Genomic DNA, 22,098 nt, shown 5'->3' on the forward strand with positions numbered 1-22,098 from the left:
AGCCGGTGACAGGAGTCGAACCCGCGACATCCTCTTTACAAGAGAGGCGCTCTACCAACTGAGCTACACCGGCGTTGTCGGCGTACCGACGCCGGTCATCCTAGAGCCGCGCCGACGTCGCCCCGCCGGAAGGGTGGCTCAAGCGGGAACGAGCTCCGCCGGCATCTCACCCGCGAGTACGCCGCGTGGCGCGCCACCTGCGCCTCCCCACCGCCCACCTGCGCGGCGCCGGCCCACCGCGCGGGCCCGGTGTCGAGGGTCGGGACTAGCCTCGGCCCCGTGGACCTGCCCGTGATGCCGCCCGTCGACCCGATGCTCGCCAAGGCGGTGAAAGGCGTCCCCGACCCGGCCAAGGTCGACCCGGTCGGCCTCTCCTTCGAGCCGAAGTGGGACGGCTTCCGCTGCCTGGTCTTCAAGGACGGCGACGAGGTCGAGCTGGCCAGCCGCAACACCAAGCCGCTGACCCGGTACTTCCCCGAGCTGGTGACCGCGATGTGCGAGCAGCTGCCCGCGCGTTGCGTGCTGGACGGCGAGATCTTCGTGGCGATGGACCGCCGCGACGGCAAGGGTCGCCTGGAGTTCGAGGTGCTGCAGGAGCGGATCCACCCGGCCGCCTCGCGGATCAGCCTGCTCGCCGAGCAGACGCCGGCCAGCTTCGTCGCCTTCGACCTGCTGGCGCTGGGCGACGAGTCCTACGTCGAGCGCCCGTTCCAGGAGCGCCGCGCGGCGCTGGAGTCGGCGCTGGCCCACCTGGACGCGACGGGCCCCTGCCACCTGACCCGGACCAGCACCGACCCGGCCGTGGCCGAGGAGTGGTTCCACGTCTTCGAGGGCGCCGGCCTCGACGGCGTGATCGCCAAGCCGCTGAGCGCGCCGTACGCCCCCGGCGCCCGGACGATGCTCAAGATCAAGCACGAGCGCACCGCGGACGTGGTGCTCGCCGGCTACCGCGAGCACAAGACGAGCACCCCGGAGAAGCCGCTGATCGGCAGCCTCCTGCTCGGCCTGTACGACGACGGCGAGCTGCAGCACATCGGCGTCTCGGCGTCGTTCACCGCCGCTCGCCGGGCCGAGCTCTGGCAGGAGCTGCAGGAGCTCGTGGTGCCGATCGAGGAGCACCCGTGGGGCCGCTGGCAGGAGTTCCTGATCGCCAACCCCGGCCGCCAGCCGGGCACCCAGAGCCGCTGGAGCCAGGGCAAGGACCTCTCGTTCACGCCGCTGCGGCCCGAGCGCGTGCTCGAGGTCAAGTACGACGCGATGGAGGGCCGGCGGTTCCGCCACACCGCCCACTTCAAGCGCTGGCGGCCCGACCGCGACCCCGCGTCCTGCGGCTACGACCAGCTGGAGCAGCCCGTGCGCTACGACCTCGCCGACGTCCTCGGGGGCTGACCTCCCCGGTTGGGGTTCCCTCCGCCCCGGATGGGTGTAGGACTGGAGACATGGAGATCGGAACGGAGAGCACCGGCGCCACCCCCGCCCCGGGCGAGGACTACGACGTCGTGCTGCTGGTGGAACAGGGGCTGACCGACACCGACGCGGCGCAGGTCCGGTCGCTGCACGAGGGCCTGGACGTCCAGGTCACCTACCACGTGCTGCTCCCGATGACCGACGCCGCGGCAGCGGTGGAGGCCTCGCTCGGCGCGATCGGAGCGGTGGACATGGTCTCGCCCTCCCAGATGCCCGACCCCGAGGAGCTCGCCGCACTGCGGGAGGAGTTCCACGAGCAGGCCGAGCACGAGCTGGCCAGCAGCATCCTGGCGCTGACGAAGGCCGGCGCGAAGATCGGCAGCACCACCGTCGTCGAGGGCTCCCCGGTCGACGCCCTGACCGAGACGGTGCAGAAGGTCGACGGCCGGGAGGCGATCATCCTCACCCGCCAGCACCTGGTCGCCGAGTTCTTCCACCTCGACTGGACCCACCGCGCCCGCCGCAAGCTCGGCGTCCCGGTGCTGCACCTGCTCGAGCACGAGACGTTCGACGAGCAGGCGGGCGGCGGCGAGGGGATCGAGATCCTCTAGGCGGCCGCTGCTCCCCGCCGCCGGGCCTGGACGGGTCCGGTCGGGCGTCCGCGCCCGACGCTCGTCGGCGTCCGACGCTCGTCGGCGACGATCGCTGGATACGTCTGCCCATCCGCGCGTCGCAGTGCAAGGATGCGTCGGACGTGACTCGCGTCACACGCCCGCGCCCGCCCGTGGCCCCCACCGCCAGGAGACGCCCATGTCGACCGACCAGCGCACCCTCTGCACGGCCTTCCAGCACACCGCGTCCCTCCGCCCGTCCGGCGTGGCCCTGCGCACGCCCGACGGCGGCGTCGAGATCACCTGGGAGCAGTACGCCGCCCGGGTCCGCGACGTCGCCGCCGGCCTGGCCGGCCTCGGCGTCCGTCACGGCGACGCCGTCGGGATCATGCTGACCAACCGGCCGGAGTTCCACGTCGTCGACACGGGCGCGCTGCACGCCGGCGCCACGCCGTTCTCGATCTACAACACGCTGGCGACCGAGCAGATCGCCTACCTCTTCGAGAACGCCGGCAACCGGGTCGTCGTGACCGAGCTGCAGTTCCTCGAGCGGTTGCGTCAGGCCAACACGAACGGCCAGGTGGAGCACTTCGTGGTCGTCGACGGCGGGGACGCCGGGGGGATCGACGGCGCGATGAGCCTCGCCGACCTGGAGGCGGCCGGCAGCCCGAACTTCGACTTCGAGGCGTCCTGGCGGGCGGTCCAGCCCTCCGACGTACTGACCCTCATCTACACCTCCGGCACGACCGGCCCGCCCAAGGGGGTCGAGCTCACCCACGCGAACCTGATGGCGGAGATGGACGCCCTCGAGGACTACTTCCCGCTGACCCTCGACGACTCGCTGGTCTCCTACCTGCCCGACGCGCACATCGCGAACCGCTGGGGGGCGCACTACAGCAACCTGCGCTACGGCATCCAGATCACCACGGTCGACGACCCCAAGCAGCTGATCGCCGCGCTGCCGTCCGTGCGTCCGACGTCGTTCGGCGCGGTGCCCGCGGTCTGGTACAAGATCAAGGCCGGCATCGAGGCCGCCGTGGCCGCGGAGCCGGACGAGCGCAAGCGCAGGATCGCGACCTGGGCGCTGGCGACCGGGACGAGGGTCGCGTGGCTGAGGTCCGACGGCAAGCGGGTCCCGCTCACCCTCCGGGCGCAGCACGCCGTCGCCGACCGCGTCGTGCTCAGCAAGCTGCGCGAGCGGATGGGTCTGGACCGGGTCCGGGTCGCCGCGACCGGCGCCTCCGCGATCGCGCCCGACGCCCTCGCCTTCATGCTCGGACTCGGCATCCCGGTGCTGGAGGTGTGGGGCATGTCCGAGACGTCGGCCGTGGTGACGATGAACCCGCCCGGCGCGATCCGCATCGGCACCGTCGGGAAGGTCGTGCCGGGCGGCACCGAGATCATGCTCGCCGAGGACGGCGAGCTGCTCGTCCGCGGGCCGCTGGTGATGCGCGGCTACCGCAACGACCGCAAGCGCACCGAGCTGGCCATCGACGGCGACGGCTGGATGCACACCGGCGACATCGCCACCATCGACGAGGACGGCTACGTCCGCATCGTCGACCGCAAGAAGGAGCTGATCATCAGCTCCGCCGGCAAGAACATGTCGCCGCAGAACATCGAGGGCGCGGTCAAGGTCGCCTGCCCGCTGGTGCTGAGCGTGGTGGCGATCGGCGACGACCGCCCCTACGTCACCGCGCTGCTGACGCTCGACCCCGACGCGGCGGCCGTCTTCGCCGAGAGGGCCGGCCTGGCCGACGCCTCCCCGTCGGCGCTGGCCACCGACCCGGCGGTGCTCGCCTACGTGCAGTCCGGCATCGACGCGGCCAACGAGAAGCTCTCCCGGGTCGAGCAGATCAAGAGGTTCCGGATCCTGCCGACGGTCTGGGAGCCCGGCGGGGAGGAGCTGACCCCGACGATGAAGCTCAAGCGGCGGCCGATCGCCGAGAAGTACGCCGCGGAGATCGACGAGCTCTACGCCTGAGGGGGTCGGCCGGGTCCGGCACTCAGGTGCCCTCGACCCGGTTGCCGTCCTCGTCCCAGTGCTCGGCGACCTTCTTCGACGGCTGCACCCGGGGCGGCTCGCCCGGCATCTTCGGATAGTCCGGCGGGAAGTTCAGCTCGCCCTCCCCGGCCTCGACCTGCGCCTCCCACAGGTCCAGCAGCGGCTGCAGCGAGAACGCCTCGGCGTCGATCTCCGCCCACGGGTCGCCGTCGGCCACCCGCTCGGGGACGGTGAACAGGTTCAGCGCGCGGGGATCCTTCAGGTCGGCCAGCTCGGCCCAGGTCAGCGGCGTCGAGACCGGGGCGCCGGGCTTCGGCCGCAGCGAGTACGCCGAGGCGATCGTGCGGTCGCGGTTGTTCTGGTTGAAGTCGACGAAGATCCGCTCCCCGCGCTCCTCCTTCCACCACGCCGTGGTGACCTGGTCGTCGCGCCGGGCGAGCTCGCGGCCCAGCCCGATCGCGGCGTGCCGGACGTCGAGGAACTCCCAGCGCGGCTCGATCCGCACGTAGACGTGCACGCCGCGGTTGCCGGAGGTCTTCACGAAGCCGGTGATGCCGAGCTCGGCCAGCAGCTCCCGTACGACGCCCGCCACCCGCACCGCGTCCCCGAACGTCGTGCCGGGCTGGGGGTCGAGGTCGATCCGCAGCTCGTCGGGCCGGTCGAGGGAGCCGGGGTCGTCGGTGCGGCGTACCGGCCAGGGGTGGAAGGTCAGCGTGCCCATGTGGGCGCACCACACCGGGACGGCGATCTCGGTCGGGCAGATCTCCTCGGCGTGCCGGCCCGAGGGGAACGTGATCTCGACCGACTCCAGGTAGTCGGGCGCTCCCTTGGGCACCCGCTTCTGGTAGAACGCCTCGGCGTCCTTGTCGAACGGTCCGGTGGCCAGCTTGAATCCCTCACGCACCCCCGAGGGCCAGCGCTCCAGCGCGGTGGGCCGGTCGCGCAGCGCGCGCATCAGCCCGTCCTCGACCGATGCGAAGTACTCGGCGACCATCAGCTTGGTCACCTCACCGGTGGCGTCGGTGGCCTCGTAGATCACCCGGTCCGGGCTGGAGACCCGGACCTCCCGGTCGCCTGCCTGGACGGTCGCCGCCGGGGTCTTCGCCATGCCTGGACCCTAGTGCGGCGGTGGTTTCGAGGCTCGCTCCGCTCGCACCTCAACCACCGGCCGCCGCCGGTTGAGGTGCGAGGAGCGCTGGCGACGAGCCTCGAAACCGAGGCGCTCAGGCGTCCTTGGGCTCCAGCGTCAGGCTGATCGAGTTGATGCAGTAACGGTCGCCGGTCGGCGTGCCGTAGCCGTCGGGGAAGACGTGGCCGAGGTGGGAGCCGCAGTTGGCGCAGCGGACCTCGACCCGCTTCATGCCGTGGCTGTTGTCCTCGAGGTACTCGATGGTGTCGGTGATCGGCTGGTAGAAGCTCGGCCACCCGCACCCGGAGTGGAACTTGGTGTCGGACTCGAACAGCTCGGCCTGGCAGGCCTTGCAGCGGTAGACACCCTTGGTCTCGGTGTCGGTGTACTCACCGGTGAAGGCACGCTCGGTGCCGGCCTGGCGGAGCACCTGGAACTCCTCCGGGGAGAGCTCCTCGCGCCACTCCGCGTCCGTCTTGTCGACGTTGTAACCCATGCCGCGAGATTACCTGGGAGCACCAGTCGTCCGCCCGGTCGGCGGCGCGGTCGTGTGCCTCACACCCCGCCCGGACGGGTGATGGGGCACACGACCCGTTTCCGATCAGGGCAGGTAGTCGAGCACCTCGGCGGCGTCCACCCGGCGGCCGGTGTAGAACGGCACCTCCTCGCGCACGTGGCGGCGGGTCTCCGAGCCGCGCAGGTGGCGCATCAGGTCCACGATCCGGGTCAGGTCGTCGGCCTCGAAGGCCAGCAGCCACTCGTAGTCGCCGAGCGCGAAGCTGGGCACGGTGTTGGCGCGCACGTCGGGGTAGCCGCGGGCCATCTGGCCGTGCTCGGCGAGCAGGCGGCGGCGCTCGCCGTCCTCCAGCAGGTACCACTCGTAGGAGCGGACGAAGGGGTAGACCGCGACGTAGTCGTGGACCCGCTCGTCGGCGAGGAACGCCGGCAGGTGGCTGCGGTTGAACTCCGCGGGCCGGTGCAGGGCCATCTGCGACCAGACCGGCGCGAGCCGCGAGCCGAAGGCGGTCCGGCGCAGCCGGTGGTAGGCGCGCTGCAGCTGGTCGCTGTCGGCGGCGTGCCACCAGACCATCAGGTCCGCGTCGGCGCGCAGGCCGGCGACGTCGTAGAGGCCGCGGACCACCACGTCCTCGGCGGCCAGGTCCGCGAGCAGCTGCTCGAGCTCGGCGAGCTCGGTCTTGCGCTCGACCTCGGCGTCGGGGCCGAAGGGGCGCTCGAGCTTGAACACCGACCACATCGTGAACCGGATGGTCTCGTTGAGCTCGTTGATCTTGGCGGCGTTGCTCTTGATCGCGGCCTGCGGGTCGTTCGCACCGGGCTGGGTCTCGCTCATGGCCCCATTCTGCCCGGCGCCGCGCGCCCGACCCAGCCGCCGACCAGCCGTCGGGCGGCGAGTCCGGTCACACCCGGCTCACACCCGGCTCACGCCCCGTCGCGCCCGTAGCCGGCCTCGCGCGCCTTGACGATGGCGTCGGCGCGGCCGGTCGCGTGCAGCTTGGTGTAGATGCCGGAGACGGTGTTGCGGACGGTCTTGTTGGAGACGTACAGCGCGCCGGCGATCTCGTCGTTGGAGCGGCCGCGGGCAAGCAGCCGCAGCACCTCCCGCTCCCGCTCGGAGAGGTCCGGGAACGGCTCCTCCGGTGCCGCCGGCTCGCTGCGGGCACCGGCGAAGAAGGCGGCGACCCGCGCCGCCAGGGACGCGCCGAACACCATCCCGCCCTCGGCGGCGGCGCGGATCGCGCGCTCCACCTCCGCGGCGCCGGACCCCTTGAGCAGGTAGCCGACCGCGCCCGCCCGGATCGCCGCCAGGATGGTCTCGTCGTCCTCGTTCATGGTCAGCATGACGACGCGCAGTCCCGGGTGGCGGCCGACCAGGAACCGGGTCGCCTCGATGCCGTCCAGGTGCGGCATCTGGATGTCCATCACCACCACGTCGACCCGCGACCCGCCGACCGGCCCGCCGACCGACCCGCCGGCCAGCTCGCCGACCAGGTGGACCGCCTCGCGGCCGTCGCCGGCGGTGCCGACGACGGCGATCCCGTCCAGCGCGGCGAGCAGGGCCGCCAGGCCCTCGCGGACGATCTGGTGGTCGTCGACCACCACCACGCGGATCTCCGAGCCGATCGTGCCGTCCTCAGTCATCGTTCCCCTCCTGTCGCAGCGGCAGCCAGGCCCGGACCACGGTGCCGCCGCCCGGCGGGCAGGCGACCTCGCTGCGTCCACCCAGCTCGTCGGCGCGCTCCCTGAGGCCGACCAGGCCGACGCCGGCGGGCGTGCCGTCCGCGATCCCGATCCCGTTGTCGGCGACCTCGAGCAGCAGGTGCCCGTCGGCCACGGCGAGCCGGACGGCGCAGGCCGTGGCGCCGGCGTGGCGGGCGGCGTTGGTCATCGCCTCCCCCGCGATCCGGTACGCCGCCACCTCGACCGCCGCGGGCAGCGGGCCGAGCGCGCCGGCCTCCACGGTCGCCGGCGGGTCGAGCAGGTCGGCCTGCTGCCGCAGGGCGCCGACCAGGCCGCGGTCGTCCAGCGCCGGCGGCCGCAGGTCGTGCACGAGGCGGCGCACGTCGGCGACCACCTCCTGCACATGGCCGGTGACGGCCTCGATCTGGGCCGTCGCGGCGTCCGGGTCACGGTCCACCAGCAGCCGCGCGGACTCCAGCTGGAAGACCACCCCGCCCAGCGCCGGCCCGAGCCCGTCGTGCAGGTCGCGCCGGATCCGCCGACGCTCCTCCTCCCGGGCGGTGACCAGCCGCTCGCGGCTCTCCTGGACCTCCTCGGCAAGGCGGCTGGTGCGCGCCGCGGCGACGGCCTGGCGGACCAGGTCGCCGACCAGCGCCTCGTCACGCGCCGTGAGCCGGCTGCGCAGCCCGCGCGCGGGCAGCACCAGGACGCCGACCTGCCGGCCGCGGTAGGTGATCGGCAGGCTGCGCACCGCCGCCGGCCGGGTGCCGTGGCTGGTCACCCGCCGCGTCCCGACCCCGCCCCCGCCCACCTCCAGGCTGACGAACCGGACCCCGAAGGCGGCGGCGACGGCGCGCGCCGCGGCGGCCAGCTGCTCCTCGGGGTCGTCGGTGGCCTCGAGGGTGGCGGCGAGGCCGGCCACGGCGTCGTACCGGCTGCCGCGCTCGCCGAGCATCAGGCGGCGTACGGCGGCGGAGAGCCGGGAGCGCAGCGGGCCGTAGAGCAGCACCGCGACCACCAGCACGACCGCGACCACCTGGGCCTGGGTGAGGGCGTCGTCGAGCGCGACGGTGAGCGCGGCGAGCACCGCCACGTCGGCGGCGGCGAGCGCGGCCAGCACCACGGCGAGCACGATGGTCCGCCCCAGCAGGTCCTGGATCGGGACCAGTGAGGGCCGCACGATCGCGACCGTCATCGCGGCCGGCGGCAGCACGGTGACCAGCAGCAGGACGACGTAGTCGGTGCCGGGCAGCCGGACCACGAGGCCGGCGGGCACCGCGACGAGCAGCACCACCGCGCTCCAGGCCAGCCAGCGCATCTGGTCCCGCGCGGCGCCGCTCGTCCGCCGGTACCGGACCACCACGGTGACCAGCGCGAAGAGCAGTGTGCCGACGAGCGCCGCCTGCGCCAGCGCGACCAGCGGGTCGACGAGCCCCGCGAGCGCGTCGATCGTGGTGGGATCGGGGTCGACGTCCGGCGGCAGGTCGGCGGGGACCCGGTCGGCGGACGGGACGACCAGGAACGTCAGGCCCGCGACCGCCACCAGCGCGACGACCGCCCGGCACCACGTCCGCCAGCGGCCGGGCAGGAACCGGCCGGTGGGGAAGACCATCAGCAGGATCGCCGTGATCACGGTGAGGTAGGCCCCGAACCGGTTGAGGAACCACAGCGCGAAGGTCATCCCCGGCCACGACCCGGTGGCGGTCAGCCCGGCGTGGACGTAGCTCTGGGCGAGGCCGTCGAGTGCCCAGAACAGGCCGAAGCCGGCGAGCACCCAGCCGAACACCTGGCGGCGGTCGCGGGCCAGGACGACCCCGGCCAACGTGCCGAGCAGCGCGCCGATCAGGGTCCACGGCCACCCGGGGCCGCCGGCGATCTCGGCCCCGGGACCGGTGGCCGGGGCACCGGCGTCGAGCCAGGCCGCGAGGGGGACCAGGGCGACGCAGAGCGCCGGGAGCAGCAGGGCGGCGGCCGGACTGCCGGCCGCTTCGCCGGTCCGGCCGTCGGTGCGCACCGGCACATTGTGCAGCCGGTCCGACCCGCGACGGGTCGGACCGGCCGAAGTGTCCCGCAGGACCACGCGCATCCGCGCCTCAGTCCCCGGTCAGGCCCGGCCGCGGAACGCCCGGTCTCCGACCAGGAAGCCGAGCGCCACCACGATCAGGCCGAGGGGGGCCACCATGCCGGCCATGTACTGCAGCGGCGAGACGCCGAGCAGCAGCGTGAGGCCGCCGCCGAGCAGGCCGACCACGCCGAGCCAGCGCGGCACGCCGCCCGCCCGGGACAGCGGGAACAGCGCGACGCCGGAGAGGCCGAGCAGCCCCCAGCACCACGGGATGGTGCCGATCCAGTGGTTGAAGAAGACCGCGGCCTCGGGCACCACGAGGTCCTCGCGGCCGACGGCGAAGATGAACTCGGTGTCCAGCCCGGTGCCGAGCAGAAGCACGAAGGCCGTGCCGACCGCGCCGAAGGTGGCCACGAGCGGGGCGATGCTGTCCGCCGGCGCCGCCGCGCGCAGCCGGCGGAACAGCCCGGCGGAGAAGACCAGCAGCAGGATCGCGCTGGCCATGCCGAGCAGGTGGAACGCCAGCATCTGCGGCACCTGGTCGCCCAGCGCCTCGTTGATCGCGACCGCGTCGCCCTCGAGGGCGGGGTCGTAGACCGCGGTGACCGCCATCGAGGAGGCGATCGCGCCGGCCCCGGCGAGGCCGGCGAGCAGACCGGAGAGCGCCCACCCCCGCGGGGCGCGTCCGAAGGCGTCTCCGTCCGCCGCGCCGGAGGCGCGCCCGGCCCAGGCGGACCAGCTCCGGGCGGTCTCGGCAACCTCGGCGACCTCGACGACCTCGCTGCGGGCCGGGGTGGTGGTGTCGGTGGTGTGGGTGCTCATGGCTGAGCTCCTTCTCGTGAGAGGGGTGTGTCGATGACCCGACCCTCACGGGCCCGTTGTCCCGACCGACAGGGACAACGGGGCACACCTCAGCCTTCCGGGCTGTCCCCCGTGTCCCCCGCGCACGACCCCGCCACGAGCTCGGCCGCCGCCCGCTGCGCCGAGGCGATCACCGCGGGGATCCCGACGCCGTCGTACGCCGCCCCGCAGACCGCGAGGCCGGGCACCGCGGCCACCCCGGCACGGATCCGCGCGACGCGGTCGAGGTGGCCGACGGCGTACTGCGGGAGGCCGCCGCCCCACCGCTGGACCCGGGCGTCGACCGGCTCGGCGCTGAGCCCCGTGGCCTCGGCGAGGTCGGCCAGCGAGGCGGCGACCAGCTCCTCGTCGGGGACCTGGAGGGTCTCCTCCTCCCCGATCCGGCCCACCGACGTCCGCAGCACGAGCAGATCGCCCTCGGGGGTCGCGCCGCCGGCGCGGACCCAGTCCCACTTGGCGAAGGAGAAGGTGGCGGCCTTGATCCGCCGACCGTCGACGGGAGGCACCAGGAAGCCCGAGGCGCCGACGTCCAGGGCCGCACGCACACCGGGATCATCGGCGTGGAAGGCGAAGGTGACCACCGCGGTCGAGGCGTACTCGACGCGCGCGAGCTCGCCGGAGGCCGCCGGCGCCACGGTGGCGAGCAGCCGGGCGGTCGGCGCCGCCGGCGTCGCGAGCACGACCTCGTCCGCCGTCTCCAGCCGCTCGTCCCCGGCGGTGCGGACGGTCACCTCGAAACCGTCCGCCGTACGCCGCAGGCCGGTGGCCATCGCCCCGGTGCGGATCTCCACCCGGCCGGTCGCGACCAGGGCCCGGCCCAGCTCGACGGGCAGGCGCCACATGCCGCCCGGGATACCGGTGAAGATCGAGCCGGCGGCGCTGGGGGGCACTCCCCCGGCCTGGGCGGTGATCGACCCCCGCTCGGCGAGGTCGAGCAGGCTCGGGATCGCGGCCCGCACCGAGATCTCCCGGGCGCGGCCGGCGTAGACGCCCCCGAGCAGGGGCTCGACCAGCCGGTCGGTGACCTCGGGTCCGTAGCGCCGGTCGACCAGGTCACCGACGGAGAGGTCGGTCTCGGCCTCGGTCAGCGTGGTCGCGGCCAGCTCCGGCTCCCGGCGGGCCGCCCGCAGGCCCTCGTCGCCGAGCACCCCGGAGTCGGCCAGCTGGGCCAGGTCCAGGGGCGCGCCCATCAGGGTGCGCGGCAGCGGGCGCAGGGCGCCGCGGGTCCAGATCCGGGAGGTCGCGGCGCTCGGGCGGACCAGTCCGATGCCGAGCTCACGGGCCAGCGCGACGCCCTCGGGGCGGCGGTTGACGATCGCCTCGGCACCGACGTCGAGGGTGATCCCGGCGACCTCGCCGCGGCGCAGCTTGCCGCCCACCGTGGGACTGCCCTCCAGCAGCAGGACAGTCCGCCCGGCGGCCGCGAGCTCACGCGCGGCGACCAGTCCCGCGATGCCTCCGCCGACGACCACGACACGCTGATCCACGGCACCCACTCTCGCATCCGGCGTCCCCACCGCCGTGGGAGGGTGGCGCCATGACGACCAGCAGCCCGACCCCGAACGTGCGTGTGGCCGTCCTCATCGACGCCGACAACACCTCCCCGCGGCACGCCAGCGCGCTGCTCTCCGAGCTCGCGCAGTACGGCGTGGCGACCGTCAAGCGCGCCTACGGCGACTGGACCACCTCGCAGCTGACGGGTTGGAAGACACAGCTCAACCAGCACGCGATCGCGCCGGTGCAGCAGTTCGCCTACACGACGGGGAAGAACGCGACCGACTCGGCGCTGATCATCGACGCGATGGACCTGCTCTACTCCGGGAACCTGGACGCCTTCGCGCTGGTCTCCAGCGACAGCGACTTCACCCGGCTGGCAACCCGGCTGCGCGAGGGCGGCAAGACCGTGTACGGCCTCGGCCTGCGCAAGACCCCCGCCTCCCTGGTGGCGGCCTGCGACACCTTCATCTACCTGGAGCTGCTCGGCGACGACGCCGACGAGGAGCCGACGGACCAGGCGACCGGCTCCGCTCCCGAGGGCGAGGACCCGCCGCTGCCGAACCTGCAGAGCCTGCTGACCCGGGCGGTGAACAAGCAGTCCCAGGACGACGGCTGGGCCGACCTCGGCGCGATCGGCCAGTACCTGCGCTCCGCGAACTCCTCGTTCGACCCGCGCCTGTACGGCTTCGCCAAGCTCGTCGACCTGGTCGAGGGGCAGCCGTACCTCGTCACCGAGAAGTCCGGCAACGGCGTGCAGGTCCGGCTCAAGGGCGGCGCGCCGAAGAAGGCCCCGGCGCGCCGGTCGACCGCCAAGAAGAGCGCGGCCAAGAAGGCCGACTGACCCGGCGGGTCAGCGCGGGTAGGACTGCACGAACTCCGTCAGCCGTGCCAGCTGGTCGGGGTCGGTGCTCGGGATGACCCCGTGGCCCAGGTTGAAGATGTGGCTCTTCGCGGCCCGGCCGGCCTCGATCACCTCGGCGGCGCGAGCGGTCATCACCTCGGTCGGCGCGAAGACCAGCGTCGGGTCCAGGTTGCCCTGGACGCCACGGTCGCCGACCACCTCGATGGCCCGGTCCAGCGGGGTGCGCCAGTCCACGCCGACGATGTCGGCACCGGCATCGCCCATCTCGGCCAGCAGGTTCGACGTACCGACGCCGAAGTGGATCCGCGGCACGCCGAGCTCGCCGACCTCGGCCAGCACCCGCGCCGAGTGCGGCTTCACGTAGCGCACGTAGTCGGCCGGGGTGAGCGCGCCGGCCCAGGAGTCGAAGAGCTGGACCGCGGAGGCGCCGGCGGCGACCTGGGCGGCGAGGAACGCCGAGGAGACACCCGCGATCTTGCGCATCAGCGCGTCCCAGACGTCGGGCTGGGAGAACATCAGCGCCTTGGTCTTGGCGTGCTCCTTCGAGGGGCCGCCCTCGACCAGGTACGACGCCACCGTGAACGGCGCGCCGGCGAACCCGATCAGCGGCGTGCCGCCGTTGATGGTCGCGAGCTCGCCGACCAGGCCCTGAACGGCCTCGGTGATGAACCCGATGTGCTCGGGCGTCAGGTCCGGGATCGCCTCGACGTCGGCCAGCGTGCGCACCGGGTCGGCCACCACCGGGCCCACGCCGGGGACGATGTCGAGGTCGACGCCGACCGCCTTGAGCGGCAGCACGATGTCGGAGAAGAAGATGGCGGCGTCGACGCCGTAGCGGCGGACCGGCTGCAGCGTGATCTCGACGATCATCTCCGGGTCGGCGCAGGCGTCGAGCATCGCGACGCCCTCGCGCACCTTGAGGTACTCGGGCAGCGAGCGACCCGCCTGCCGCATGAACCAGACCGGCGTGTGGGGGGCGTCCTCACCCCGGGCGGCCTTCAGGAATGCGCTGTCCACGAGATCCGTCACGCCCCCAAGCGTCGCAGGTCGACGGCGTGGGGTGCACATCGAGAGCGCCCGTAGCGCCTACATTGAGGGCATGGTGGCCCGGCAGGAATCGCTCGGGGGGTCAGGCAGCGCCGCGCCCCCGGAGTTCACGACGGCGGTGGCCCGCCTGCGCGCCGCCCGGTTCCGCCCGGAGGTCTTCTGCGAGGAGATGCCCGCGCCGCAGCGGATCGCCCCGCACGCGACCGCGCTCTCGGCCGACGTCACCGTGGACGACGAGGAGGTCGCCACCGGACGCCTGGTGGTGCTGCACGACCCGGCGGGCAACGACGCCTGGGAGGGCACCTTCCGGTGCGTGGCCTACTGCCGCGCCGAGATCGACGCCGCCCTGGCCACCGACCCGATGCTGACCGACGTCGGCTGGACCTGGCTGATCGAGTCGCTGGAGGCCCACGGCGCCGAGCACGTGGCCGCCTCGGGCACGGTCACCCGGGTGGCGACCGACAGCTACGGCGCCATGGCCGACGAGCCCGGCACCGCGCAGCTCGAGATCCGGGCGTCGTGGACCCCGGTCGACCCCGGCGACCTCGCCGCGCACGCGGAGGCCTGGGGCGAGCTGCTCTGCACCGCCGGCGGACTGGAGCCGGTCCCCGAGGGCGTCGCCGTCATCCCCTCCCGCCGTGGACAGCGAGGCTTCACCCCCTGATGGCTGAACAGATCGAGGGCGCGGCAGAGGCGCCGGAACCGGCGCCCCTGCTCCGTCTCGCCGACGGCCTCCCGCCGGTGATCGAGGACGAGGCCGCCCTGGCCGCCTACTGCGCCGCGGTGGCCGCTGGCACCGGTCCGATCGCGATCGACGCCGAGCGCGCCTCCGGCTACCGGTACTCCAGCCGGGCCTACCTGATCCAGGTCAAGCGCACCGGCGCCGGGATCGGCCTGATCGACCCGATCGCCTTCGACTCCCTGGCCCCGCTGCAGGAGGCCTTCGGCGACGCCGAGTGGATCCTGCACGCCGCCACCCAGGACCTGCCGTGCCTGGCCGAGGTCGGGCTGCGGCCCGCCGCGCTCTTCGACACCGAGCTCGCCGGGCGGCTGCTGAACTACCCCCGCGTCGGCCTGGCCACCCTGGTGGAGACCCTGCTGGGCCGGCAGATGCTCAAGGAGCACTCGGCGGTGGACTGGTCGACCCGGCCGCTGCCCGAGCCCTGGTTGGAGTACGCCGCCCTCGACGTCGAGGTGCTGGTGGAGCTCCGCGACCTGATCGCCGACCAGCTGGTCGAGGCCGGCAAGGACGACTGGGCGCGGCAGGAGTTCGAGTACCTCCGCGGCTTCGAGCCGACCCCGCGCGTGGATGCCTGGCGGCGTACGTCGGGCATGCACAAGGTCCGTGGACGGCGCTCGCTGGCGGCGGTGAAGCTGCTCTGGGAGGCGCGGGACTCGATCGCCGCCGAGCGCGACGTCACCCCCGGGCGCCTGATCCCCGACTCTGCGATCGTGGCGGCCGCCTCGGCCATGCCGAGCAGCCGGGGCGGCCTGATGGGCACCCAGGGGTTCCACGGCCGGGGCGCCTCGCGCTACGCCTCGACCTGGGTGGACGCGCTGCAGCGCGCCGCCCAGCTGCCGGAGGACGAGCTGCCGGCGCGCAACGCGCCCAGCGACGGCCCGCCGGTGCCGCGCGCCTGGGCGGAGAAGGACCCGGTCGCCGCACGACGTCTCGAGCTGGCCCGGGCCTCGCTCTCCGCGATCGCCGAGGAGCACGACCTGCCCACGGAGAACCTGCTCACCCCCGACCACCTGCGCCGGGCGATGTGGACCCCGCCGAAGACCCGGGAGCCGGTGGCGCTGCTGGAAGGCCTGATCGACCAGCTCTCCGTCCTCGGCTCGCGCAGCTGGCAGGTCGGGCTGACCGCCCCGGCCCTGGCCCAGGCCGTGCTGGACGCCGACGCGAGCTGACCGGTCGGGCTAGTCCGTCGGGGAGGGCGTGGCGCTGGCATCCTCCGTGCGCAGCGTGGGGTCGAGCAGCTGGCGCGACGTCTCGTCGATCGCGTCGAGGCGCACGTCCAGGTCGTCCAGCACCGGGCGCATCAGCAGCTGACGCAGCTGCGGGCCGACCAGCGCCTCCAGCTCGTCGTAGTCGTCGCGCAGCGGCAGCATCTGGATGTCGCGCAGCGCCTCGATGAACACCTCGGCGTTGTTCGGCCGCAGGCCGGGCTGGCGGAACGCCTCGGAGAAGGCGACCTCGAGGTTGGCCGGCTGGAGGTAGCCGAGCCGGGCGACCGTGGCCACGGACTCGTCGCCGACCAGGTAGATCAGGAAGTCCGCGGCCTTCGCGACCGAGTGCTGCTTCGCGGTGGCGCCGAGGCAGACGCCGGTCAGCTCGCCCAGCGTGTCGGTGGAGCCGAGCGAGGGCATCGGCATCACGTCGAAGCGCAGGCCCTCGACCCGGCGCAGATCCGGGGTGAGGCTGCGGTAACCGGCGACCATGCCGACCTTGCCCTGCTCGAACCACTCCAGGCCGGACCTGCGGGCGAGCTGGGCGCTGCTGAGGGTCAGCTGCGGGTCGCGCAGCACCTCCAGGGTGCGACGCATCGCGTCGGTGGAGTCGTTCTCGCCCAGCGCCAGGGAGGTCGGGCTGGTGGTGTCGTTGAACAGGTCGCCGCCGCCGGAGAGCACGAAGGGCGCGAGGCCCTCCAGCGTCGGCTCGATGTAGACGCCGCGGGTGCCGCGGCGGGGGCGGCTGGCGAACTCGGCCGCATCCCGGAACTGGTCGAGCGTCCAGCCGCGACGGTCCTCCTGCGGCACCTGGAGGCCGCGGGCGGCCATCTTGTCGAAATCGACGAGGTCGGTGTTGTAGTAGATCACCATCGGCGAGGAGCCATAGGGCATGCACTGCAGGTCGTCGTCGGCGGAGAACGCAGAGATCGAGTCCCGCGAGTAGTCGTCGCCGATGTTCAGGCCGCGGGCGTCGAGCAGGTCGAGCAGCGGCACGCTGCGCCCGTTCTCCAGCGTCTCGGCGAGGTCGTCGCGGCGCAGCAGGAACAGGTCGGGTTGCGCGTCGCCGGAGCGCACCGCGGCGTTCATCTCCTCGGCCGTGGGCCACGAGCGGATCACCACGTCGACCCCGGCGGTCTGCTCGTTGTAGGTGTCGACGACCTGCTGGTAGGCCTTGATCTCGGGGTCGGTCCCCCACACCGCGAACTCCAGCCGGGTGTGCCCGGGCGAGCTGGTGGTGTCCCCCGAGGGCGCCGGGGGGCGTTCGGCCCGCGGCTCGGGCCGGGTCTCGGAGATGGCCACCATCGCCGCGACGACCGCCAGCACCACGATCACGACCACGAGGGTCGTCCGCCAGCCCACACGCGCCGAACTCATCCGCTGACCACACCCCTGTTCCCGCGAGCGGCTGCTCGCGCGCGGGCCACCCTACCGAGGGCCACCCAGGCCGGCCCAAGCGAGCGGAGGGGCTGTGAGGGCAAGCACACCGGACCGGGAGCGCCTCACGGCGCAGGGCCGCTCGTAGCGGCTAATTTTGGGACCCGGGGCTGCCGCGGCCCGGCGTGCTTGCGGTTCCCAGTCTAGGCGTTGGGGCCAGATCCGCCGGAATTCGGAGAAGGCCGTCGAGGCCGGACCTAGCCGAGGCTCTGCGCCATCTCCAGGTGCCCCGCGGCCTCGAGCTGCTCGGCCAGCACCAGCATCCTCCGCACCCCCTGCTCGTCGGCGCCGGGCAGGTGCGCGCGACCGACCGCCACCACCCGGGAGAACGCCGAGGCGCGGAACAGCACGTCCGCGAAGTCGGCGCTGCCGATCCCCCGCAAGACGGCGTCGACCATGACTCGCAGCTCGTCCGGCCCGGGCGGGTCGGCGACCCCGGCGACCACCTCGGCGACCTCCGCGCTGCGCCGGCCCGCGTCGAACTCGCGGGCGACGCCGGCGGCGTCGGCGTGCACCCAGGACCGCAGCACGAAGAGCCGCCACAGGCAGCCCGCCAGCGAGTCGGCGGGGGCACCCGCCCAGACCTCCGCGATCGCCTCGATGCCCTCGGTGTCGGCCAGGCGCACGATCCGCTCGGCCACCGCCGCCTCGTCGGCGCCGCGCGCGCCGCGCACCAGCAGCGCGGCCGCCTGGTCGGCCGCCTCGCTCAACGCGGCCGGGTCCGTCCCGCCCTCGAACCCCTCGAAGAAGCCGCCGTCGCGGCGGGCGGGGCGGTGGTGCGGCCGGGGGCCGGGCGTTGCTTCTGGCACCGATCCAGCCTAGGTCGCGGCGCCAGCATCCGTGGCTTTGCGAGCGAGTTTCCGCGCCGACCTGGCAAGGCGGAGGAGCGAAGGCGGGACGGAGTCCCTCCGAGCCACCGACAACGCGGCCAGGTCGGATGCGGAGGCTCGCGCAGCAGCCACGGATGCACCCACCGCGGCCCTGGTCGCCGTGGGTGACCCGATGGCATCAACGGCGAACTCGGGCCGACGGCCGCCGCGGGCGGCCGGGGTCAGCCGAGCCGGTCCAGCGCCTTGCGGATCCGCACGTCGCTGACCTTGCCGTCGGTGCCCAGCGAGGACGCCCACAGCGAGACCCGGTACTCCTCCAGCATCCACCGGACCTCCTCCAGCGCGGGCCCCGCGGGCCGCCCCGCCGGGAGCGCCGCCATCCGGTGCAGGTACGCCTCCTGAAGCGGCCCGACCAGGCTCATCGCGTCGCGGTCCTTGACCACCGCGCCCATCCCCTCGCCGAGCCGCGCCCGGCGCTGCCGCATCGCCGCGAGGTACGTCGGGTAGCGGCGCAGCCGGGCCGGGCCGGTGCCCGCGCTGCTGCCCTCGGCGGCGCCGCCGATGAAGCCGTCGAAGACCAGCCGGCCGGCCTGGGCCTGCAGGTCGGTCACCGCCGGCAGCGCGGGCATCTCGACGCGACCGCTGAGCGCCTTGTCGGTCTCCCGCCACGCCTCCAGCGCCCGCAGCACCAGCTGCAGGTGGTCGCGGACCGCATCGGCGGCCCGGCCGCGGACGTCGCCCAGCAGGGCGTCGTACGCCTCCTTGCCGCGGGGCACCCGCTCGGCCAGCCGCTCCAGCACGACCGCCCTCAGGCAGTCGGCGAGCAGCGCGTCGATGCTGCGGTAGGGCGAGCCGGCCAGCGCCAGTCGGTCGGCCATCGGCAGGGCGTCGAGCTGCCCCTTCAACGGCGCCGTCCCGAGCGCGAGCAGGAGCAGCCGGGCCACGCCGTGCCGGTGCCGGTCCTCGGCCTCCTCGGCCGACCCGAAGATCTCCACACCCACCGTGCGGCCCTCGTCGACCAGCGCCGGGTGGGCCGTGACCTGGTGCCCGGCGCGAGTCTCGGTGACCTCGGCCGGCAGGTCCCCGAAGACCCAGGCGGTCTCGCCGCTGCGGGCCAGCCCGGTGTCGGTGGCCACCGCGGCCAGCGCCCTGGTGAACTCGCCGGCCAGCGGCGCCTTCAGCGCGGCCAGGTCCTTGCCGCGCGACTGCTCCCGGCCGCGCTCGTCGACCACCCGGTAGGTCGGCCGCAGGTGCGCGGGCAGCCCGACCAGGTCCCACGACTCCCGCGGGATGTGCACGCCCCGGGTGGAGCGCAGGTAGCGCTCGAGCGCGTCCAGCAGCGGCTCGTCGCCGGGCGGGACCGCCTCCAGGAACTCCCGGGCGGTGTTGGGCGCGGGCACGCACTGCACCCGCAGCGCCTTGGGCAGGCCGCGCAGCAGCTCGGTGACGAGCTCGACGCGCAGGCCCGGCACGTGCCAGGAGAAGTCGTCGTCGGCGACCCGGTTGAGGGTGGCCACGGGGATGTCGATGGTCAGGCCGTCGTCGCGGGCGCCCGGCTCGAAGTGGTAGCTGATCGGGAAGGTCAGCCCCTCGGCGGAGGCCCACTGCTCCGGGTAGTCCTCGGCGCTGACCTCCTCGGCGGCGTCGTGGGTGAGCATCGCGGGATCGAAGGTCAGCAGGTCGGGGTCGGCGCGCCGGGCCTGCTTCCACCACTGGTCGAAGTGGGCGCCGGAGACGACCTCCTTGCCGACCCGGGCGTCGTAGAAGTCGAAGAGCGCGTGCTCGTCGACGACCAGGTCGCGGCGGCGGGCGCGGTGCTCGAGCTCCTCCGCCTCGGCCAGCAGCCGACGGTTGTGGCCGAAGAAGTGGTGCCGGGTGGACCACTCGCCGTAGACCAGCGCGTGCCGGATGAAGAGCTCGCGCGAGAGCTCGGGGTCGATCCGGCCGTAGTTGACCGGGCGGTCGGCCACCAGCGGGACGCCGTACAGGGTGACCCGCTCGCGCGCGACGACCGAGGCGCGCTTGCGCGACCAGACGGGCTCCGAGTAGGTGCGCTTGACCAGGTGGGCGCCGATCCGCTCGGCCCACTCGGGCTTGATCTCGGCGTTCTGGCGGGCCCAGAGGCGCCCCGTCTCGACCAGCTCGCCGGCCATCAGGAACTGCGGGTTCCTCCGGGCCAGGCCGGAGCCGGGGAAGATCGCGAACTTCGCGCCGCGGGCGCCGAGGTACTCCCGGGGGCCCGGACGGCGCTGGTCGCGGCCGCGCTGGTTGCCGCGGCCCGGCGCCGGCTTCTCCCTCTCCTCCAGCGCGCCGATGTGGCTGAGCAGGCCGGAGAGCAGCGCCTGGTGGATGCCGTCGGCGTCGTAGGCGGCGGTGGTTTCGAGGCTCGCTTCGCCTCGCACCTCAACCACCGGTTCGATGGTCAGCCCCATCTCCTTGGCCACCCGGCGCAGCTGCGACTCGAACTCCTGCCACTCCCGCACCCGCAGGTAGTTGAGGAACTCGCGCCTGCACATCCGTCGGAAGGCGCTGGAGGAGAGGTCGCGCTGCTGCTGGCGCAGGTAGCGCCACAGGTTGAGCCAGGTCAGGAAGTCCGACCCCTCGGCCTTGAACCGGGCATGGGCCTGGTCCGCCTGCGGCTTCTGCTCGGCGGGTCGCTCACGGGGATCCTGCAGCGAGAGGGCCGCGGTGATCACCAGCACGTCGCGCACGCAGCCGAGGCGCTCGGCCTCGATCAGCATCCGGGCCAGCCGCGGGTCGATCGGCAGCCGAGCCAGGCGGCGCCCGGTCTTGGTCAGGCGACCCGCGCCCGTCATCGCGCCGAGCTCCTCGAGCAGCTGCGTGCCGGCCTGCACGTTGCGGCGGTCCGGCGGCTCCACGAACGGGAACCGGCCGATGTCGCCCAGCCCGAGCGAGGTCATCTGCAGGATCACCGAGGCCAGGTTGGTGCGCAGGATCTCGGGGTCGGTGAACTCCGGGCGGCCCTCGAAGTCCTCCTCCGCGTAGAGGCGGATCGCGACGCCGGCGGCGACGCGGCCGCACCGGCCGGAGCGCTGGTTGGCCGACGCCTGGCTGATCGGCTCGATCGGCAGCCGCTGCACCTTGGTGCGCGCCGAGTACCGCGAGATCCGCGCGACGCCGCTGTCGACGACGTACCGGATGCCGGGCACCGTCAGCGAGGTCTCGGCGACGTTGGTGGCCAGCACCACCCGGCGCCGGGAGGTGGCGGCCGGGGCGAAGACGCGGTGCTGCTCGGCCGCGGAGAGGCGGCTGAACAGCGGCAGCACGTCGATGCCGCGCGGCCCCTCGGCCAGCGGGGAGAGGGCCTCGGCGGTGTCCCGGATCTCCCGCTCGCCGGGCAGGAAGACCAGGATGTCGCCGGGCCCCTCCGCGGAGAGCTCCTTGACCGCGTCGACGATCGCCTCGGTCTGGTCGCGGACGACCATCTCCCCCTCGTCGTCATCCTCGGCGACGTCCATCAGGGGGCGGTAGCGGACCTCGACCGGGTAGGTACGGCCGGAGACCTCGATGATCGGCGCCGGCTCGCCGTCGGCGTCGGCGAAGTGCTCGGCGAAGCGCTCCGGGTCGATGGTCGCGGAGGTGATGATCAGCTTCAGGTCGGGGCGACGCGGCAGCAGCTGCTTGAGGTAGCCGAGCAGGAAGTCGATGTTGAGGCTGCGCTCGTGGGCCTCGTCGATGATGATCGTGTCGTAGCGGCGCAGCTCGCGATCGCGCTGCAGCTCGGCGAGCAGGATGCCGTCGGTCATCAGCTTGAGCCGGCTGGCCTTCGAGGTCCGGTCGGTGAACCGGACCTGGTAGCCGACCAGGTCGCCCAGGTCGACGCCGAGCTCCTCGGCGATCCGCTCGGCCACCGAGCGCGCGGCGATCCGGCGCGGCTGGGTGTGCCCGATCATCCGCGGGCGCCCGTCGGGTCCCTCGCCGCCGCGGCCCAGCTCGAGGCAGATCTTGGGCAGCTGGGTGGTCTTCCCGGAGCCGGTCTCGCCGGCGACGATGACCACCTGGTGGTCGCGGATGGCCTCGGCGATGTCGTCGCGGCGACCGCTGACGGGCAGCTCGGCGGGGTAGGTGATCTTCACAGCGCCGCCCATTGTTCCCGATCCGGACCGGCGAGTGGGTTTCGGTGAGGTCGTGGGCTACGGTGGCCGCACAGATTGTCAGACAATCTGGCGATACCGCA

Annotated in this window: 17 protein-coding genes and 1 tRNA gene; 6 read left to right on the forward strand and 12 right to left on the reverse strand. The window is 73.7% G+C overall.

Annotation, left to right across the window (positions count from 1 at the left end):
• Positions 1–73 (reverse strand) — tRNA-Thr (locus tag E8D34_RS12290).
• Between the two features lie 206 nt (positions 74–279).
• Here E8D34_RS12290 and E8D34_RS12295 point away from each other — a divergent pair.
• From E8D34_RS12295 to E8D34_RS12305, 3 genes are all read left to right on the forward strand, one after another.
• Positions 280–1,389, forward strand: a complete 1,110-nt coding sequence (locus E8D34_RS12295) for an ATP-dependent DNA ligase (RefSeq protein ID WP_168929417.1) — start codon at positions 280–282, stop codon at positions 1,387–1,389.
• A 50-nt stretch (positions 1,390–1,439) separates the two neighbouring features.
• Positions 1,440–2,018, forward strand: a complete 579-nt coding sequence (locus E8D34_RS12300) for a hypothetical protein (RefSeq protein WP_136594934.1) — start codon at positions 1,440–1,442, stop codon at positions 2,016–2,018.
• Positions 2,019–2,217: 199 nt separating this feature from the next.
• Positions 2,218–4,002, forward strand: a complete 1,785-nt coding sequence (locus E8D34_RS12305; RefSeq protein WP_136594935.1) for a long-chain fatty acid--CoA ligase — start codon at positions 2,218–2,220, stop codon at positions 4,000–4,002.
• A 22-nt stretch (positions 4,003–4,024) separates the two neighbouring features.
• Here the strand turns inward: E8D34_RS12305 and E8D34_RS12310 are convergent, their stop codons facing one another.
• From E8D34_RS12310 to hemG, 7 genes are all read right to left on the reverse strand, one after another.
• Positions 4,025–5,131: a DNA polymerase domain-containing protein gene (locus tag E8D34_RS12310; RefSeq protein WP_136594936.1), complete on the reverse strand. Its 1,107-nt coding sequence runs from the start codon at positions 5,129–5,131 to the stop codon at positions 4,025–4,027.
• 115 nt (positions 5,132–5,246) lie between these two features.
• A complete protein-coding gene (gene msrB / locus E8D34_RS12315) occupies positions 5,247–5,648 on the reverse strand; it encodes a peptide-methionine (R)-S-oxide reductase MsrB (RefSeq protein ID WP_136594937.1) in 402 nt (133 codons plus the stop codon).
• 105 nt (positions 5,649–5,753) lie between these two features.
• A complete protein-coding gene (gene hemQ, locus E8D34_RS12320; RefSeq protein WP_136594938.1) occupies positions 5,754–6,503 on the reverse strand; it encodes a hydrogen peroxide-dependent heme synthase in 750 nt (249 codons plus the stop codon).
• A gap of 89 nt (positions 6,504–6,592) precedes the next feature.
• Positions 6,593–7,312, reverse strand: a complete 720-nt coding sequence (locus tag E8D34_RS12325) for a response regulator transcription factor (RefSeq protein ID WP_206056696.1) — start codon at positions 7,310–7,312, stop codon at positions 6,593–6,595.
• The gene (locus E8D34_RS12330) at positions 7,305–9,365 is read right to left on the reverse strand and encodes a GAF domain-containing sensor histidine kinase (protein ID WP_136594939.1); all 2,061 of its coding nucleotides are present in this window, start codon (positions 9,363–9,365) and stop codon (positions 7,305–7,307) included. The genes E8D34_RS12325 and E8D34_RS12330 overlap by 8 nt, the downstream gene beginning before the upstream one ends.
• A gap of 90 nt (positions 9,366–9,455) precedes the next feature.
• Positions 9,456–10,238 (reverse strand): hypothetical protein, encoded by a 783-nt coding sequence (locus E8D34_RS12335; protein WP_206056697.1) that lies wholly within the window; start codon positions 10,236–10,238, stop codon positions 9,456–9,458.
• 89 nt (positions 10,239–10,327) lie between these two features.
• Complete coding sequence (gene hemG, locus E8D34_RS12340; RefSeq protein ID WP_206056698.1) at positions 10,328–11,764, reverse strand: protoporphyrinogen oxidase; 1,437 nt, start codon at positions 11,762–11,764, stop codon at positions 10,328–10,330.
• A 50-nt stretch (positions 11,765–11,814) separates the two neighbouring features.
• Between hemG and E8D34_RS12345 the strand changes: the two genes are divergently transcribed.
• Complete coding sequence (locus E8D34_RS12345) at positions 11,815–12,615, forward strand: NYN domain-containing protein (protein WP_136594941.1); 801 nt, start codon at positions 11,815–11,817, stop codon at positions 12,613–12,615.
• A 9-nt stretch (positions 12,616–12,624) separates the two neighbouring features.
• Here E8D34_RS12345 and hemE read toward each other — a convergent pair whose 3' ends face one another.
• Positions 12,625–13,665 carry a uroporphyrinogen decarboxylase gene (gene hemE / locus E8D34_RS12350; protein WP_240771317.1) on the reverse strand — a complete coding sequence of 347 codons (1,041 nt, stop codon included), beginning with the start codon at positions 13,663–13,665 and terminating at the stop codon, positions 12,625–12,627.
• Positions 13,666–13,735: 70 nt separating this feature from the next.
• Between hemE and E8D34_RS12355 the strand changes: the two genes are divergently transcribed.
• Complete coding sequence (locus E8D34_RS12355; RefSeq protein WP_136594943.1) at positions 13,736–14,347, forward strand: DUF3000 domain-containing protein; 612 nt, start codon at positions 13,736–13,738, stop codon at positions 14,345–14,347.
• Entirely contained in the window at positions 14,347–15,594 is a 1,248-nt protein-coding gene (locus E8D34_RS12360; RefSeq protein WP_136594944.1) for a ribonuclease D, read from the forward strand. The genes E8D34_RS12355 and E8D34_RS12360 overlap by 1 nt, the downstream gene beginning before the upstream one ends.
• 9 nt (positions 15,595–15,603) lie before the next feature.
• On the opposite strand, the gene E8D34_RS12365 is transcribed toward E8D34_RS12360, so the two are convergent.
• The 3 genes from E8D34_RS12365 to hrpA all read right to left on the reverse strand — a co-directional run bounded on the left by E8D34_RS12365 (position 15,604) and on the right by hrpA (position 21,997).
• The gene (locus E8D34_RS12365) at positions 15,604–17,010 is read right to left on the reverse strand and encodes an extracellular solute-binding protein (protein ID WP_136594945.1); all 1,407 of its coding nucleotides are present in this window, start codon (positions 17,008–17,010) and stop codon (positions 15,604–15,606) included.
• Positions 17,011–17,267: 257 nt separating this feature from the next.
• The gene (locus tag E8D34_RS12370; RefSeq protein ID WP_240771318.1) at positions 17,268–17,879 is read right to left on the reverse strand and encodes a hypothetical protein; all 612 of its coding nucleotides are present in this window, start codon (positions 17,877–17,879) and stop codon (positions 17,268–17,270) included.
• Between the two features lie 242 nt (positions 17,880–18,121).
• Positions 18,122–21,997 carry an ATP-dependent RNA helicase HrpA gene (gene hrpA, locus E8D34_RS12375; protein ID WP_346763609.1) on the reverse strand — a complete coding sequence of 1,292 codons (3,876 nt, stop codon included), beginning with the start codon at positions 21,995–21,997 and terminating at the stop codon, positions 18,122–18,124.
• Positions 21,998–22,098: the final 101 nt, after the last annotated feature.

The sequence above is a fragment of the Nocardioides sp. GY 10113 genome (assembly GCF_004919105.1).
Classification (GTDB): domain Bacteria; phylum Actinomycetota; class Actinomycetes; order Propionibacteriales; family Nocardioidaceae; genus Nocardioides.